Origin of the sequence: Algoriphagus terrigena DSM 22685 (assembly GCF_000429445.1) — a bacterium.
In the GTDB taxonomy this organism is placed as follows: domain Bacteria; phylum Bacteroidota; class Bacteroidia; order Cytophagales; family Cyclobacteriaceae; genus Algoriphagus; species Algoriphagus terrigena.
In genome coordinates this window covers 77,193-93,414 of record NZ_AUBW01000015.1, presented here as the reverse complement: position 1 = coordinate 93,414, position 16,222 = coordinate 77,193, and the positions used below count along the sequence as shown (strand labels likewise).

Annotated in this window: 11 protein-coding genes; 1 reads left to right on the top strand and 10 read right to left on the bottom strand. The window is 50.4% G+C overall.

The window, feature by feature from the left end:
• Positions 1-44: 44 nt before the first annotated feature.
• From hrpB to mnmA, 4 genes are all read right to left on the bottom strand, one after another.
• On the bottom strand, positions 45-2,558 hold the full coding sequence (gene hrpB / locus G459_RS0114650) for an ATP-dependent helicase HrpB (protein ID WP_245588190.1): 2,514 nt from the start codon (positions 2,556-2,558) through the stop codon (positions 45-47).
• Positions 2,559-2,813: 255 nt separating this feature from the next.
• The gene (locus tag G459_RS0114645; protein WP_026968314.1) at positions 2,814-4,277 is read right to left on the bottom strand and encodes a M28 family peptidase; all 1,464 of its coding nucleotides are present in this window, start codon (positions 4,275-4,277) and stop codon (positions 2,814-2,816) included.
• Positions 4,278-4,325: 48 nt separating this feature from the next.
• Complete coding sequence (locus G459_RS0114640; RefSeq protein WP_026968313.1) at positions 4,326-5,042, bottom strand: pseudouridine synthase; 717 nt, start codon at positions 5,040-5,042, stop codon at positions 4,326-4,328.
• Between the two features lie 281 nt (positions 5,043-5,323).
• On the bottom strand, positions 5,324-6,532 hold the full coding sequence (gene mnmA / locus G459_RS0114630; RefSeq protein WP_026968312.1) for a tRNA 2-thiouridine(34) synthase MnmA: 1,209 nt from the start codon (positions 6,530-6,532) through the stop codon (positions 5,324-5,326).
• A 171-nt stretch (positions 6,533-6,703) separates the two neighbouring features.
• Here mnmA and arfB point away from each other — a divergent pair, with 171 nt between their 5' ends.
• The gene (gene arfB / locus G459_RS0114625) at positions 6,704-7,123 is read left to right on the top strand and encodes an alternative ribosome rescue aminoacyl-tRNA hydrolase ArfB (RefSeq protein ID WP_035456051.1); all 420 of its coding nucleotides are present in this window, start codon (positions 6,704-6,706) and stop codon (positions 7,121-7,123) included.
• Between the two features lie 103 nt (positions 7,124-7,226).
• Here arfB and G459_RS0114620 read toward each other — a convergent pair whose 3' ends face one another.
• The 6 genes from G459_RS0114620 to G459_RS0114595 all read right to left on the bottom strand — a co-directional run bounded on the left by G459_RS0114620 (position 7,227) and on the right by G459_RS0114595 (position 16,198).
• Positions 7,227-7,916, bottom strand: coding sequence for a PepSY domain-containing protein (locus G459_RS0114620; protein ID WP_026968310.1), 690 nt, complete (start codon positions 7,914-7,916; stop codon positions 7,227-7,229).
• A gap of 96 nt (positions 7,917-8,012) precedes the next feature.
• Positions 8,013-8,444: a CHY zinc finger protein gene (locus tag G459_RS0114615; protein ID WP_084454519.1), complete on the bottom strand. Its 432-nt coding sequence runs from the start codon at positions 8,442-8,444 to the stop codon at positions 8,013-8,015.
• 52 nt (positions 8,445-8,496) lie between these two features.
• A complete protein-coding gene (locus G459_RS0114610) occupies positions 8,497-9,054 on the bottom strand; it encodes a DUF3347 domain-containing protein (protein WP_026968308.1) in 558 nt (185 codons plus the stop codon).
• An 85-nt stretch (positions 9,055-9,139) separates the two neighbouring features.
• Positions 9,140-10,897 carry an efflux RND transporter periplasmic adaptor subunit gene (locus G459_RS0114605; RefSeq protein WP_026968307.1) on the bottom strand — a complete coding sequence of 586 codons (1,758 nt, stop codon included), beginning with the start codon at positions 10,895-10,897 and terminating at the stop codon, positions 9,140-9,142.
• Positions 10,898-10,905: 8 nt separating this feature from the next.
• Entirely contained in the window at positions 10,906-12,363 is a 1,458-nt protein-coding gene (locus G459_RS27610) for a TolC family protein (protein WP_051315244.1), read from the bottom strand.
• Positions 12,353-16,198 (bottom strand): efflux RND transporter permease subunit, encoded by a 3,846-nt coding sequence (locus G459_RS0114595; protein ID WP_026968306.1) that lies wholly within the window; start codon positions 16,196-16,198, stop codon positions 12,353-12,355. Before G459_RS0114595 ends, G459_RS27610 begins: the two co-directional genes overlap by 11 nt.
• Positions 16,199-16,222 lie beyond the last annotated feature (24 nt).

Here is a 16,222-nt window from a genome sequence, read left to right as displayed (position 1 = left end):
TTTTTGTTATCAGTGTTGCTGACTGTCTAGATCGTATTTGTCGGTTATCTTTCTCTTCTTTTCACGCCTCTGACCGCTTCGGCTCCAACAGGGTCTTCCGGCCACTCATGCTTGGGGTAGCGGCGTTTCAATTCTTTTTTTACTTCGAAATAGCCGTTGGCCCAGAAGCTTTTGAGGTCTTGGGTGAGCTGCACCGGCTTGTATCCGGGGGAAAGTAGCTCGATTAATACCGGGGTTTTTCCGCCGTTTATCCTGGGAGTTTCGAGCAAGCCAAAAAGTTCCTGCAAGCGGACCGAAAGGAGGGGAATCTGGCCTTCTGACCGATACTCCAAGTTGATCTTACTTCCTGAAGGCACACCGATCGCAGCTGGTGCGAGCTGCTCCAACAGCTTCTGGCTTTCAAAATCCAAACTACCAGACAGTATCTGAACCAAATTCAATTTCTTGAAATCCTCGTTTTTGGTGATGTTTTGAAGATATGGAGCGATCCAGTCTTCGGGCTTTTCGCAAAGTGCAGGAATGGACCAGTCCGGCCAATCTTGGTCCGGATTCCATGTTTTGAGGCATTGCACCCGCAAGATCAATTGCTCAACAGCCTCGTTGAAATCCAAAAGCAGCTCACCTTCTTCACGGATTGCTTCCAGGATCGCCTCCGTCACATCTCCCGATGCGTACTTCGCCAAGGGACGAGTTCCGAGGACAATCGACCCAATCCGGATCTCCGAGTGCGCCTGCAAACCTCCTTTTTTCCGATCCCACTTCAGTACTTCCTTGGTCTTCAGCATCGGTGCCAGATCCTTGGGATTGATTGGAGCAGCCATCCAGATCTTGCCCATGCCTTCCCGCGCATCCACGTGAGCTACGGCAAGCCAGGCTTCGTGAGCCAGATCGTCCCTATGCCCGATTTGAGCGATCTTCCCGTTTGCCAGTTGAAACTGGGCATTGTTTCCCGGTCGGGCAGCGGCGATTCGCTCAGGGTAAGCATAGGCCAGCAAGAGGCCTGTCTGCCAGGGATCAACGGGGCTGTTTTGCGGGTCCGTCTTAAACATCCTTCGATACTGGGCAGCTATCTTTTCGATTTTTTTGATTCTGGACATGTCGACTCCACGACCCCGGAATCTGCGTAAGACCTCGATTCTCAGATTGAGATCTACCCCAGCGTCAGGTGGAAGCGGATCCCGTTCCTCCAAAACTGCCGCGACGTCCGTGGCCAACCCGAGCTGGTTGACCTTCTTGGCATAGATCAGCATGTGGGCTATCCGCGGATGACACGGAACCTGATGGATTTCCCGGCCATGTTCGGTCAGATTTCCCTGCGCCAGCGCGTCGAGTGCCTCCAGCGTTTTTTCTGCCAGCGCCAAGGTGCCCGCAGGAGGCGGCGTGAGCCAAGTCATGGATCTGATATCCTGCTTTCCCCAAGCTTTCATATCCAAAACCAACGCCGTCAAATCAGCCTCCATTAGCTCGGGAATGCGATATTCCGCTAATTGAGCCTGAGTGGCCTTTGACCAAAGACGATACGAATGACCGGCAGTCAATCTTCCGGCACGACCACTTCGCTGATCGGCGGAGTCCTTGCTGATGCGATGCAAAACCAACCTTGAAAGTCCAGATCTCGGATCAAAACGATTCGACTTAGCGAAGCCGGAGTCCACGACGACCTTGACACCCTCGATGGTCAGAGACGTCTCAGCGATGTCCGTAGAGAGGACGATTTTTCGCTTTCCGGAAGGGTGTGGAAGGATAGCCCGGTTTTGCTCGGTTGGAGAAAGCTGTCCATAAAGCGGCACGACCAGATCTTCAGGAAGCGCCCGGCGAAGGATCTCCTCGGCCTTCTTGATCTCTCCTTGACCGGGAAGAAAAACCAGAAAATCGCCGTCATGTTTCTTGGTCAAAGGAATAATCTGCCGTGCTGCGTCCTCGCCAATCGCATATTCATCCGCTTCATGCAAGTAATTGACCTCAACTGGATACTGACGGCCTTCGCTTTGGATCACTTTGGCACCCAAAAGCCCCGACAGCTGCTCTGCATCGATGGTGGCGGACATCAGGAGAATCCGCAGATCAGGCCTTAGCACCTGCTGGACTTCCCGGCAAAGCGCCAAAGCAACCTCAGAATGGAGATTTCGCTCGTGAAATTCGTCAAAGATCACCAAGCCGACGTCCTTCAGTTCATTGTCCGAGTGCATCATCCGGGTCAGGATACCCTCAGTGATGACTTCCAATCTGGTCTTGACAGAGATCGCCGCCTCAAAGCGAATCCGATAGCCGACCGTATCGCCGGTGTTTTCGCCGATCATGCTCGCCATCCGCTGCGCAATGCTCTTGGTCGCCAACCTGCGTGGCTCGAGCATGATGATCTTCTTACCGGCGAGCCATGGTTCATCCAGCAAAGCCAGAGGCAAGAGGGTGCTTTTCCCGGCGCCGGGAGGCGCTTGGATAATCAGGCTGTTCGCTTGCTGAAAGTGATTTTTGACTTGGGGGATAATCTCCGCAACGGGGAGATCAAATGAAAAAGGATTGAATTCGGACATCGAGACAAAAATAATGCTTTCCATGGGGAGATGGAAATTGGAAGGATTTGGGATTCATTTCACCTCTATTCGGAATCGGTGTGGAATCGGATTTTGTGTATAGGAATTCTGGAATCAGACGACGTATTGCGAAAAACCAGCTGAGCGCCAATCTTTCTCCTGGACTAAGATTGGAAACAAAAAAGAAAGCGCGCCGTTTCTGGCACGCTTTCTTGGGGAGTTGATATGATAAGTCCTAGCGCTGAAATCATGATTCAGCTACTTGGGTTCTGGACTTTTTTATTTCGTCCCGTAGAGTTCTTTGCCAATCTCTTCGTATTTGTCCCCGGCTATCCAAGTCGGCCTTTCTGCCCAATTGGCGACCTTTTCTGCGGACAAAATGTAGGACTTCCAGTAGAGTTGGGCGTACGCTAGATCGAAGCTTTCAACTTCATCGGCCGCCTTGTGGTAATACTTGTTGATCTCGTCATCGAATGCCGTAAATCCCAGTGTGAAGCTCGGAGCAGGGATTCCCTTTCTGGCAAAGTTAACGTTGTCCGATCGGTCATACAGTCCCTGCTCAGGAGATGGATCGGCTTTGGCGGTGATGCCAAACTCGGCAACAGCCTCCTCGATCAGGAAGTCAGCGCTCGTTCTGCCCAGACCAATCACCGTGATGATGGAGGTGTCGTTGTATCCGGCATTGTCGATATTGAGGTTATAGATGATCTGATTGAGCGGTACCAAAGGATTGTTTGCGAAGTACCCGCTTCCCAAAAGTCCTTTTTCCTCAGCAGTCCAAAGGGCAACAAGGATTGATCTTTTTGGAGGGTTTTCTGCAAAATACTTCGCAGCATTGAGCACCGCCACGGTACCGACGGCATTGTCTCTCGCGCCGTTGAAGATCGAGTCACCGGCTGCGTCAGGCTGTCCTACACCGACGTGGTCGTAGTGCGCGGAGAGCAGGATGTATTCTTTTTTCAGTTCAGGATCGGTTCCTTCGATCCAGGCAACGACGTTTTTTCCTTCTACAGGAGTGTTGACCTTTCCTTCTACAGCGACATTGGCGGTTTTGAGATTGTCACCGACCAACTGATTTTTCACATCCTCGACCCAGAGATAGGGCAGATCGCTGGCTGCTCCCTGGTCTACGCTCATCTGTGGGCGGTTGAGAAAACCTGAAACCATCTGCCATGGAACTGAAGGAATGTTGAAGCGTTCGATCAGCGCGACCGCACCGGCATCTTTTGCACGGGTGGCTTTAGCTCTTCCTTCCGAAAAGAGTTGGTTGGGGTTGAGTTTGTTGGGAGCACCGACATTGGTCACGGCGATCTTTCCCTTCAGGTCCTTTCCGGCAAAATCTTCCTCCAGGCCAAAGCCTACGTCTACCAGTTCATAGCTTCCCGAAAATGACTTTCCGTCGAGTACCAGCAGATTTTTACCCTGCGAGAATTCGGTGTCTCCGATCTTCACGGTTCCTGATTTGGGAGGCGAGGAGAGTCGGAAAGGGATGTTTTGATAGTATCCGTCAGCACCTTCCAGCGTCTTGGCACCTGCTTTTTTGAGTTGATCTGCGATAAAAGTATAGGCAAGTTTCATCTCCGGTCTGGCTGGATCGCGTCCCATCAGCTCGTCTGAAGCCAAATAGGTAAATTCAGAGATCGCTTCTTTTTCGTCGAAGTGCTTCTCTATTTGCTTCTTTTGAGCAAAAGCCAACGAACCTGCCACGACCGAAAGGCCGATGGATAAAATCAGTTTTTTCATGTATAGGGTAATTTTTATCGATGCGAAAATTAGCCGAAAAACTTGATATCAGTTCCCAGCTATCAAAATTTCACCCGGTTCCCAGTTTAAATCAGTCATGATTTTGCGGAAATGCTGTGGAACAGGGCAGGTGACGTCGATTTTTTCTGTCGTCAGCGGATGGGTGAAGCCCATCTTCCAAGAGTGGAGCAAGAGATTGGTCAGCCCAAATTGCTTCTCAAAAAAGATGTTTTGCTTGTTGTCTCCATGTTTTTTATCCCCGACAATGTAATGGCGGATATGAGCCAGGTGTCGGCGGATCTGATGAGTTCTGCCGGTGAGCAGATCGACCTCCAACATGGCGTAGCGACTGGTCGGGTAGCGGCCGGTGGAGTTGAAAGGAATCTCGGACTCGGCGATTACTTTGTAGCGAGTCTGGGCTTCCTGAAGTTTGGAAGATCGCTCGCTGGTCAGTGGATGATCGATCAGATCTTCTTTGATCGCTGGGATTCCACGGACAATGCACAGATACGTCTTTTCCACGGTTCTATCCATGAATTTGGCTTTGAGGGCTGGTAGGGCTTCTTCTTTTTTTGCAAAAAGCAGTGTACCGCTCGTCGCGCGATCCAGGCGATGGACGGGAGAAACCCAGGATCCGATCTGGTCGCGAAGTTGGATCAGGGCGTTTTCATCTTCCCCAAACGCCTGTCTGGTTCGGTGAACCAACAGCCCGGCAGGCTTGTCGATGATGATCAGATTTTCGTCTTCAAAGAGGATGTCTAGCATGGGGATTTTTAACCACGGAGTTCGCGGAGGAAAATGGAGAGGACACAAAGATTGATTTTTGCTGCCAAGACATAAAGAATGAAATTATTTAATGGCCAGGTATACATTGAAACAGTTTTTTGGGATATCAGAATCCAACTTCGATTTATACCTGATTTTGTCTTGAACACAAAAGCTTTTCTCTGCGAGTCAAATAGACCATTTTCAGCTTTTAAGATTGAAGTTTATTTTAGGGTTTGACTAAGAAACTGCTGATTTCTCAGTGCACTCTGTGGTGAAATTTAAAATATGGTCCCGGAGCCGATGCACTCATCTTCCTTGTACCAAGCTACAAACTGGCCGGAAGCGATACCCTTTTGGGCGTTTTCGAAGATGACGTACAGGCCATTTTCCTTCATGACCAAGGTCGCTTTAGACAGCGGTTGGCGATAGCGGATTCTGGCGATGTATTCGGCAGACTCTCCGGGCTTCAAGGCCAAATCCTCCCGGATCCAGTGGATTTGATCGCTTTTGACGAAAAGCCCATAGCGGTTCAAGCCTGGGTGGTCTTCTCCCAGTCCGGTGTAGATGATATTTTCGCGGGTGTCCGTCGCGATGACGAACAGGGGTTTTCCTGTGCCGCCTACTTGGAGACCTTTTCGTTGACCCACCGTGAAATAATGGGCGCCATTGTGCTCGGCGAGAACTTTTCCCTGATTGGGTGCGAAGTGAATCGGCAGTGAGACAGCGTTCAATTGGTCTTCATTCCAGTCAGCGGCCTTGGTCAGAACTGGCACTTTCAATTGCTCAAAAACCGGAAGGTCTTCCGGGATCTGGATGATATTGCCTTTTTTGGGCTTCAATTGCTGCTGTAGGAAATCGGGCAGCCGTACTTTTCCAATAAAGCAAAGACCTTGGGAATCTTTCTTTTCCGCCGTAATAAGATCAGCTTCTTTGGCGATCTTTCTTACATCCGGTTTTTGAAGATGCCCGATGGGAAATAGTGCTTTAGACAGTTGCTCCTGAGAAAGCTGGCAGAGGAAATAGCTCTGATCCTTGTTGGGATCTGCTCCCGCGAGCAATTGATAGACCGGTTTGCCTTCGACTGCAATTTCGGCTTTTTGGCAATAGTGTCCCGTAGCGACAAAGTCAGCTTTGAGCTTTTGCGCAGCTTTTAGGAAAATATCGAATTTGATCTCGCGGTTGCAAAGGATGTCGGGATTGGGTGTGCGTCCGGCTTCGTATTCGGCAAACATGTAGTCGACTATCCGATCCTTGTATTCTTCGCTGAGATCGATGGCTTGAAAGGGAATGCCGAGTTTCTCGGCGACGAGCATCGCATCCGTGGAGTCTTCCATCCAAGGGCATTCGTTGGAGATGGTGACGGATTCATCGTGCCAGTTTTTCATAAACATGCCGATGACTTCGTAGCCTTGCTGGATCAGCAAGTGGGCAGCGACGCTGCTGTCAACGCCTCCGGAGAGGCCGACGACGACTCTTGGTCTTTTCATAGGTAGTGGTTAATGGATTCAAGGTCCATTAGGTTACGCTGGATAGAACTGAATTCCGTGGTGGAATAGTTCGCGAAGGTAATTCAAAAGAGTTGTAACGTTGCAATGTGCCAAAGTGGTAAGGTTGTACGCTAACTTTACCACCTTACCACTTTCAAACTTTACCACTTCATGTCTTCTCTCGACACCCGCATCCAAAACGGCGACTTTTTGCCTGAACTTAACTTCCAGACATCCCGGGCCAGCGGTCCGGGCGGGCAAAACGTTAATAAAGTGGAGACCAAAGTTCAGCTGCGATTTAATGTGAACAATTCGTTGATTTTGAACGAGGAAGAGAAATTGACCTTGCTTCAAAAAGCTCCCAATAAGATCGACCAGGAAGGATTTCTCCAGCTTTCTTCGCAGGAAAAGAGATCTCAAATCCAAAACAAGGAGCTGGTCATCCGCAAGTTTTACGATCTGCTCAAGTCAGCTTTTCACAAAAAGAAAGTCCGGAAAGCCACCAAACCCGGCAAGGGCGCCGTCGAGAAGCGACTGAAAAGTAAAAAAGTGCAGGCAGAGAAGAAGAGTAACCGGAATTGGAAGGAGTGAAGGAAGTAGAAAGACGTTAGACATCAATATCAAGATCCAAGTCAGAATAAATGAGGATCTCGAGAAAAGGGGAGGTTTGAAGCTTCAGATGGACCTAAGTTTATCACTGGCGCTTTGACTTTTTCAACGTCATAAAAAACAGTGTGAAACCAGAGACGATTGTAGCCAATCCAAATACCGAAAAAGCACGGAGTAGCAGGTTGTTGAAATTGTCCCGGCCGGCGTAATCCATCGTGTGAAACATCCACAGAAAGTCGAATACCCGCCAGCTGCTGTGCCTCACACGTTCGAAATTTCCACTTTTGGCATCGATGTAGGCGATGAGATTTTCCGGATGATCAAATTGAACGGCCCAAGCCGGTAGGGGACGGCCACGATATTCGTGATGCGAACCTGTCTCAGTCAGGTATTCCGCGGACTTAATTCCGAAGTCACCTTTGATGTAGATTCTGGCTATTTCTTTGGCCTCTTCTTCCGTGATTTCTGGCTTGAGTTTGCCGGTTTGAGCATCAAAAAGCTTTTCTCCATTGACCCAATAGTGGGGCTGATGCCGCACAAACCGGAGTTCCAAAGAGGCGATTTCAAGCGTTGAATCCAAGCTTCCCGGCTCCAAGAGGTTGGTGGCGGTCATGTGCATCATGTGATCCTGATGGAAATGATCACCGTGGATCTCATCGATGTCGGTCCAAGAGAAATAGAGTCCCGAAAGCGTCCAGAAAAAGAACTGAATGCCTATGAATACGCCCAAAAAACGGTGGATTCGGCGGGCAAAATACTGATTGTTTTTTCTCAATAGAATATGAAATTGAGTTATAGGTTACTAGTTATTGGATTTGGAGGCAGATATTTTTGTCCTGCCGACTTTGTACTTGGTACATGGGACTTTGTACTACTTTTGGTCGGTCTCGAAATACAGATGATAGTGCTTGCTGCAGCCGGGGTTGAAGCCTGACTTGCAGTGCGGACAGGTATTGTTGGAAGCCATGTAGTCTTCAATGCTTAGTTCGTTTCCGCAGACGCCGCAGAGAATTGCCTTTTGGTCAAATTCCGCTTTCGGCCAAACCTCAGGCTCATGATCTGCTTCCTCTTCGTGACAGGAAAAGCAGGGATAATACTTGTCGCAGCATTTGAACTTGATCGCTATGATGTCCAGCTCGGAATGCCAGTGCACGCAGCGGGTTTGGTTGTCCACCGGTTTTCCGAAGACGTTGATTCCGCGGATTTGGGACACTTTTAGCGGTTCCAGCACTTTTTCTTGGGCGAAAGAAAAGCCGAAAACGAAAAAGCAGAGGGACAAAACAAAAGAGAACTTGAACTTCATAACTTTGGCTAAAATGAGAAAGCAGGTGCAATTTACGCCTGCTTTCCGTTTTTTAAAGCGAAGTCAGTGTTTCCTCGACTCGACCGCAAGTGAGCATCTTGCTTCCGAAAAGTGGATTTTTGATTTCCTCTGAAGCGCTGAGCCAGATGCCTCCGGTGTTGTTTTTGTACATCGGGCAGTGCTGCTGATATAGCGTGCGGTCTGTTCCGACGATCTTCAGTAGATCTTTGAGCGTCACGCTGAGCGCTTGGAAGTTTTCTCTTTGCGCAGCAAGATCTCCGGAAGCGAGTTTTTCAGCGGATGCAGTTGCTTCTAGCAGAAGGTTTTTCGACTCTTCACTGTCGACATCAAGATCTTTTAATGCTGTGTTCAGGGCCAAACTTTTTTCGGCTGCTCCAGCCTGATCGTCGGCGACCAAAGCATCCTTTACTGCCAGATAGGTGTCGATGACTGCGGTGGTGGAGCTATTGCTCTCCATGGAAACTGCCTCTGAAGTCGTGGAATCAGGGGTGGAATGATCCATGTCATGCCCTTCGTGAGAGTCTGTTTTTCCCCCACATGACATCAGGGTTACAGCAAGGGCAAGTGCGAAAAGAAGGTTCTTTTTCATTTTTGTAGGATTTAGGATTGTTGATTTATTTGTTGTGAATAGGTTGATTCTATCAAGTTTTCAAGACGTAATAGGCCTTGTTTTTTTAATGTTTATGGGTGGCCGGTGCCGGTGTGGCCGGACTTTTCAGATCGATGACAGGCTGGCCTTTGAGGTAGGTTTGCTTGACTTCACCGCAGGTTAGCATCGACGAACCGAAGTACGGATTGGTGATATCCTTGGTCTCCGAAAGCCAAAATGCACCCTGATCCCCAAAAGCCATCGGGCAATAGTCCTTGTAAACAGCGTCTCGGTTTAAGCCGAAAGTCTCGGTCATTTCGAGGATTTGCTGGGAAAGCATGGAGAAATGCTTTCTCGCGTCTTCCAAATTACCTGCGTTTTCGATCTTCCCGCCGGCATCTTTTAGTCCTCCGAGGATCGTCATCCAGCGGTCATGAGCTTCCCCTTGGACGAGTTGCATGTTGACTTTGGAAAGGGATTGCTGGAGGCTTTTAACCGCGGATTTGGACGCAGCAAGCTCGTCTTCCACCAGTGCATTTTTGACTTGAAAATAGGCGTCAGCCACATCGGTGATCTGATTTCTAAATTCCTCCGACACTTCCAAAGACTTGGTTTTTGGTCGATTCATCATGCTGTATTGCCCGGAAAGCTGCGCTGCTGCGTCGATCGCAAATGCGCCGTTGGTGACGATTTCCTCTCCGGCTTGGAGGCCGGATTCGATTGCATAGTTTTCGCCCATTCTGGCTCCGAGCGTGACTTCCCGCATCTCAAAGGACGGCATTTCGCTATTGGAAACCTTCACATAGACGACAGATCGCTTGCCAGACCAAAGGACCGCTGTGCGTGGAACCGCTAACCCGGATGCAGTGCTGCTGGCCTTCGTCTTGATCCGCGCGGTCACAAACATCTCAGGCTTGAGTTTGTGGCCGGAATTGCTGATTTCGGCACGAACGGAAGCAGATCGGGTATTCGGGTCGAGTAGCGGATCGATGAAGGAGACTTTCGCTTTGAAAGTCTCACCAGGCAAGCCAGCCACACTGAACTCGATCTCATTTCCCAAGTTCAGCGCGCCGAGATCGGCCTCATAGGCATCGAGCAAAACCCAGAGTTTGTCCAGATTGACGACGTTGAAAAGCACTTGACCGGTGTTCACGTAGTCTCCAACCGCGATATTGCGCTGGGTCACGACGCCGGATTGATCGGCGAGAATGTCTATCTGGTCTCTGACTTTGCCGCCCTGCTCAATCTCGGAGATCTGACTTTCACTCAACTTCCAGAGTCTGAGCTTTTCCTTGGCTGCTTGATACAACTCAGGAAAGCTTGCCTTGGTCTTAGCAGCCTGAAGCAACTCACTTTGCGCAGCAAGTAGGTCGGGCGAATAGATCGTCGCTAATCTCTGCCCGGCTTTGACTTGCTCTCCAGTGAAGGTGACGTAAAGTTTTTCGATCCTTCCGGGGAATTTGGCGGTAACTGAGGCGTTTTCGCGCTCATCTGCCTGGATTTTTCCTGTCAGGAAAAGCTCGCCCGAGGCATTGGCTCCACCGATCTTGGTGGTCTGGATTTGTGCCAAAGCAATGGCTTCCGCAGTCATCTCATGAACCATTGGGTTGGCGGAACTGGAAGTGTTTTGCGTAGCAGGAATCAGATCCATCCCGCAAATCGGGCAGTCACCGGGCTCACCCAATTTGACTGTTGGATGCATGGAACAAGTCCAAAGAGAATGCAGATCGTGCGATTCTTCGATGGTTTGATGGTCTGATGGTTTGACTATCCAGCCGATCAATCCGCCAATCACCAAGGTGACCAGGATTAGGATAAGTTTATTTTCAAATAGCTTTTTCATAGCAGATGTCAGTCAAGAGAAAAGGAAGAAGAGGTAAGCATCTCGAGCTGAGCCAAGCTGAGATACTGGGAATAGACAGCGTATAGCTGCTTTAATTGATAGTCGTGAAACTGATGGTGGACGGCCAGGACATCCGACAGGCTAGCCTGATTGGCAGTGTAGGCAGTGCTCATCAGCTCGAGATTTTGCTGGGTCAGCTCCGTCTGCTCGGCGTATAGTTGCAGCTTTCGCTCCGCGTCTTCCCATTGGCGGTAGGCATTGGCCCAGTCCATAGCCAGCAGATTTTCGGTTTTTTGACGCTCCAGTGCGGCAGATTCCTTCATCAACTCGGCTTCTTTGATGCGGGCGTTCACTTTTTTGCGGTAGATCGGCAGGGTCATGGTTACCATCGGCATGACCATGTCTTCGCCGCCCATCATCATGCCGTTTTCCGCACGGGCTGTGAAAGGCATGTAATTGACACCGGCACCCAGCATCGGCCTTCCATCCAATCGGGCCATCCTAGCCTGCTGATCGTAAGCGGCCATCTCGTGGTCGTACATCGCCAGCATGGGATGGCTGGAGCGGATGCTGTCCAAGACGGCGAGCTTCTGAGCTTCCAGTGCAATGGGTGCAAACTCTTTGGGCAGCTGAAACTCCTCGCGAATTCCTCGGTTCAGCAGTTGATTAAATTTGATTTGCTGAGGTTCTAGATCTGCTTCCAGCTGCGTGAGCGTGTTTTGAAGTTCCTTGATTTCGACCCTTAGCCGGAGGATTTCGCTCATCGCCGAGCCCGTCGAAGCCATCGATGAGCCGCCCATGGAGGAATTCATTGCTGGACTTGTCGGGCTGGTATTTCCTGCCATGGAATTCATCCCGGCTGAACCCGCAGACAGAGAGGGCGAGGACTTTTGTACAGTAGCAGGGGTTGGAAGGCTCGTGGGACTTCCGCCCGCCGCTTGGTACTTGATCAAAGCCAACGTTTCGAGCTGCGTCAAGATTTTCAGGTTTTCCTGCTGAATTCCGATTTCTTCCCGAATCTTGGTAATCTCATACCAAGTCGATTTGACGAGATACATCAGCTGGTTTTTTTCTTCCAGAAAAAGCTGATACTGCGCCAAAGCCATCTGATTGGCCTCTTCTTTTTGGGTGCCGATCATTCCAAACCAGGGAAACATCTGCATGAGCTGGATGTCTGCCTGCTGGTTGCCCATGAATCGCTCCATCGGCTTGAGGAAAAAGCCTACCTGGAGCTCTGGATCTGGAAGTCCGGGCTGTCGGGTTCTCTCCAAAGTCGCCTCGTACCGGGTATAGGCAGCCTTCAGCCCGGGATTGTTTTCGGCGGCGATGATCAGGTAGTCATCGAGGGATTGCGCGTTTACCGACAGGCTAATTAATACAAGAAAAAATGCCCCTAACCCCCTTAATCCCGATAGCCATCGGGAGGGGGAATTTGGTAATCGAAATTTCGAATGCTTAGTTTCCATTTTCAGACGGTTTTAACTCTTCAGTGAATACCTCGGAATTGTTTTTCAATTTTCGCTCAGCCCACCAGCAATACAGGGTCGGCACCAAGAATACTGTTGTGACCTCCAAGATCATCCCGCCGACAGACGGAATCGCCATGGGAATCATGATGTCCGAGCCTCTGCCAGTTGAAGTCAGTACCGGAACCAAGGCCAGAAGCGTGGTGGCTGTAGTCATCATACAGGGCAAAACCCTTCTTTTTCCCGCTTCCAAAACCGACTCGCGGATGGCTTGGATGGAATTAGGCTTGTTTTCCTTGAAACTCTGATCTAGATATGAGGCGACGACCACGCCGTCGTCGGTAGCGATGCCGAAGAGGGCGATGAATCCGACCCAGACCGCCACACTGAGATTGTAGGTTTTCATCTGGAACAGGTCACGCAGGTTGCTGCCAAAGAGCGAGAAGTCCATAAACCAGTCCTGACCATAAAGCCAGAGCATCAGGAAGGCGCCCGAAAAGGCCATTGCAATGCCGGAAAAGACAAACAGGGAAGTGGAGACAGCACGGAACTGGAAGTAGAGAATCAGGAAAATCAGAATCAAGCAAAGCGGAACGACAATTCCCAGGCGCTTTTCGGCCCGAACCTGATTTTCATACGAACCGGAAAACTCATATCGGACGCCATTTGGCACTTTCAATTCTCCGGAATCGATCTTTTCCTGTAGGTATTTCTGTGCCTGCTCTACCACGGTCACTTCCGCAAAGCCGTCCATCTTGTCCAAAAGTACATAGCCGACCAAGAAGCTGTCTTCTCCCCGGATCATGTCCGGGCCTGGTCGGTACGTGATGTTGGCGACCTGACTCAGGGGAATGTAATTGCCCAAGGGAGTCGGGATTTGCAGATTTTCGATTGCATCCGGATCGTCCCGGAATTCTCTTGCATAGCGCACGCGGATCGGAAAACGCTCACGACCTTCCACCGTCGTGCTGAGTTTCATACCGCCGATAGCGGTCTCGATAAAGTCCTGCACGTCGAGCACATTCATCCCATAGCGGGAGATTTCGTCCCGGTTGATGTCCAGTTCCAGATAAGGTTTGCCGACGATTCGGTCTGCGAAGACCGCTTCTTTTTTCACCGAAGGCACTTCCTTTAGATAGTTCTCCAGCTGTAATCCAAAGCTTTCAATTGTTTGTAGATCAGGTCCGTATACTTTGATTCCCATTGGCGCTCGCATTCCAGTTTGGAGCATCACGAGACGGGTCTCGATGGGTTGGAGCTTTGGAGAGGAAGTCACTCCGGGGAGGTTGATCACCCCGACTATCTCATCCCAGATATCATCAGGAGACTTGATATGGGATCTCCATTGACGGAAGTATTCTCCATCCGAATCCGGCACCAAATCCGCTACGCGAATCTGATTTGGGCTCATCGATTCTGGATCGAACAGCGACCCGTCTTTCAACTCGTACTTGCCATCCATGATTTTAAACCGAAGGCGGGTTCCGTTTTGGTCCGCGGCATATTCGCTTTTGTACTGGATGGTATTCTCAAACATATTGATGGGAGCGGGGTCGATGGCCGTTTCGGCCCGGCCGGCTTTCCCCACGACCATTTCCACCTCGGGTATTGCCGTCACCAGCATGTCCAATTGTTGGAGGACTTCTTTGTTTTCCTGAATCCCAGCATGTGGCATAGTGGTAGGCATTAGGAGAAAAGAACCCTCGTTGAGCGAAGGCATAAACTCTTTTCCCATACCGGGAGCGGTATGACTCAGTCCAGACCAAAGGCCGGTAGTCCGAATATTGACTCCGACTAGGTCAAAAGCCCGTGGGATGACGCCGAAGACTTTGTCAAAACCCTGCCATACACTCACTCCCATCAAGATGACAACCACAGGAAAGATCAGGAACGTGCCTTTATTGGCCAGACACCACATGAGGATACGGGGATAGACTCGAATGAACGCTGCGAAACCGCCCAAGACGAGGCCTAAAAGCAGTGATATAAACAGAAAATTGGTGAAATGGCTGACGGATACACCGAGCGGCATCCATAATTCGGTCAGCAGCCAGGTTACAAAAACCAGCGTAAGGACGATGACGAGGAGGCTTTTGTGCTTTTCGACTTTATCCGGGAAATGAAGGGCCGCTGTATGTATCAGCCCGTATCCAAAGAGCAACCAACCGCCCCAAGCCCATATGGTGAGGGCGATGACAATCCCCAAAAGCATCAACAGGTAGTTTATAAATTTTCCGTTTTTGGCTTTGTAACTCTTGATGGAAAAGATCCAATGCGAAAAGGCCGGCATGATCAGAAGTGTGAAGATCACAGCCGAGATCAGTGCAAAAGTCTTGGTGTAGGCCAGTGGACCAAAGAGTTTTCCCTCGGCGGCTTGTAATGTAAATACCGGTAGAAAACTGACAATCGTGGTGCTGACAGCAGTGACGATTGCTCCAGAAACCTCCGCGGTGGCTTCATACACGGTTTTGAGCTTGGATTGGCTTCTGGGCGCGATCTCGAGATGACGGAGGACGTTTTCATTGAGGATAATGCCCAGATCGACCATGGTTCCGATGGCGATGGCGATTCCGGAAAGTGCGACGATGTTGGCGTCTACGCCGAAGTATTTCATAAAGATGAAGCACATCAGAACTGCAAGCGGCAGCAGGGCAGAGATCAGAAGCGAAGCGCGAAGGTTGTACACCATCACGATGATCACTAGGATCGTTACCAAGATTTGCAAGTTGATCGCCTCGTAGAGCGTGCCGAGTGTCTCGTAGATTAGGCCGGTGCGGTCGTAGAACGGTACCAGCGTGACTTTGGAAACAGTGCCGTCGGCCAGCGTTTTGGTAGGGAGGCCTTGGGAAAGTTTCTCTATTTCGGCCTTGACGCCTTCGATTACCTGCAGGGGATTGTCTCCGTAGCGGGCGATGACGACCCCGCCCACGGCTTCTGCGCCGCTTTTGTCCAAGATGCCGGACATGTTTCTCGGTTGCGGGCCGATGTTGACCCTGGCGACATCCTGGATGCGGATCGGAACGTTGTCGGTGACTTTGACCACGGCTTTGTCCAGATCAGCCAACTCTTCGACATAGCCTAATCCACGGACAAAATAATCCACCCGGTTGATCTCGATAGTATTGGCGGAGACGTCCAGATTGGACTTTCGCACTGCTTCCATCACGTCCATGAGGCTGACGCCGTGAGCTTTCAGTGCAGCTGGATCTACATCGACTTGGTATTCTTTGACATAGCCGCCCACGGAGGCCACTTCTGCCACGCCTTCGACGGCAGTCAGCGCATAGCGCACATAGTAGTCCTGGATAGTCCGAAGCTCGTGGAGATCCCAACCACCGGTCGGATTTCCATCTTCGTCCCGGCCTTCGAGCGTGTACCAAAAGACCTGTCCGAGCGCGGTGGCATCGGGACCGAGCTTGGGTTGGACGCCCTCTGGAAGCAAGCCCGCTGGAAGGGAGTTGAGTTTTTCCAAAACTCGGGATCGGCTCCAGTAGAATTCCGTCTCTTCGTCAAAGATGATGTAGATGCTGGAAAAGCCGAATGCGGAGCTCGAACGCACGCTTTTCACTCCAGGAAGCCCCAGCAGCGAAGTGGTAAGCGGATAAGTGATCTGATCCTCTACGTCTTGAGGAGAGCGACCCATCCATTCGGTAAAGACGATCTGTTGGTTTTCGCCGATATCGGGAATGGCATCGACGGGTACGGGGTCCCGCGGAAGGAAGCCAATGTTCCAGTTAAAAGGCGCCGTGACGATTCCCCAGCCGATGATCAGCAGGAGAAAAAGCACTGTCACGAGCTTATTTTCAAGGAAATACTTGATGATTCGATTAAGCATAAATTCTAGGTTGATGCAGTGGAT

What these genes read in the sequence shown, in the direction of transcription:
- hrpB (WP_245588190.1), bottom strand. Translation starts at nt 2,558, where the DNA reads ATGGAAAGCATTATTTTTGTCTCGATGTCCGAATTCAATCCTTTTTCA.
- G459_RS0114645 (WP_026968314.1), bottom strand. Translation starts at nt 4,277, where the DNA reads ATGAAAAAACTGATTTTATCCATCGGCCTTTCGGTCGTGGCAGGTTCG.
- G459_RS0114640 (WP_026968313.1), bottom strand. Translation starts at nt 5,042, where the DNA reads ATGCTAGACATCCTCTTTGAAGACGAAAATCTGATCATCATCGACAAG.
- mnmA (WP_026968312.1), bottom strand. Translation starts at nt 6,532, where the DNA reads ATGAAAAGACCAAGAGTCGTCGTCGGCCTCTCCGGAGGCGTTGACAGC.
- arfB (WP_035456051.1), top strand. Translation starts at nt 6,704, where the DNA reads ATGTCTTCTCTCGACACCCGCATCCAAAACGGCGACTTTTTGCCTGAA.
- G459_RS0114615 (WP_084454519.1), bottom strand. Translation starts at nt 8,444, where the DNA reads ATGAAGTTCAAGTTCTCTTTTGTTTTGTCCCTCTGCTTTTTCGTTTTC.
- G459_RS0114610 (WP_026968308.1), bottom strand. Translation starts at nt 9,054, where the DNA reads ATGAAAAAGAACCTTCTTTTCGCACTTGCCCTTGCTGTAACCCTGATG.
- G459_RS0114605 (WP_026968307.1), bottom strand. Translation starts at nt 10,897, where the DNA reads ATGAAAAAGCTATTTGAAAATAAACTTATCCTAATCCTGGTCACCTTG.
- G459_RS27610 (WP_051315244.1), bottom strand. Translation starts at nt 12,363, where the DNA reads ATGGAAACTAAGCATTCGAAATTTCGATTACCAAATTCCCCCTCCCGA.
- G459_RS0114595 (WP_026968306.1), bottom strand. Translation starts at nt 16,198, where the DNA reads ATGCTTAATCGAATCATCAAGTATTTCCTTGAAAATAAGCTCGTGACA.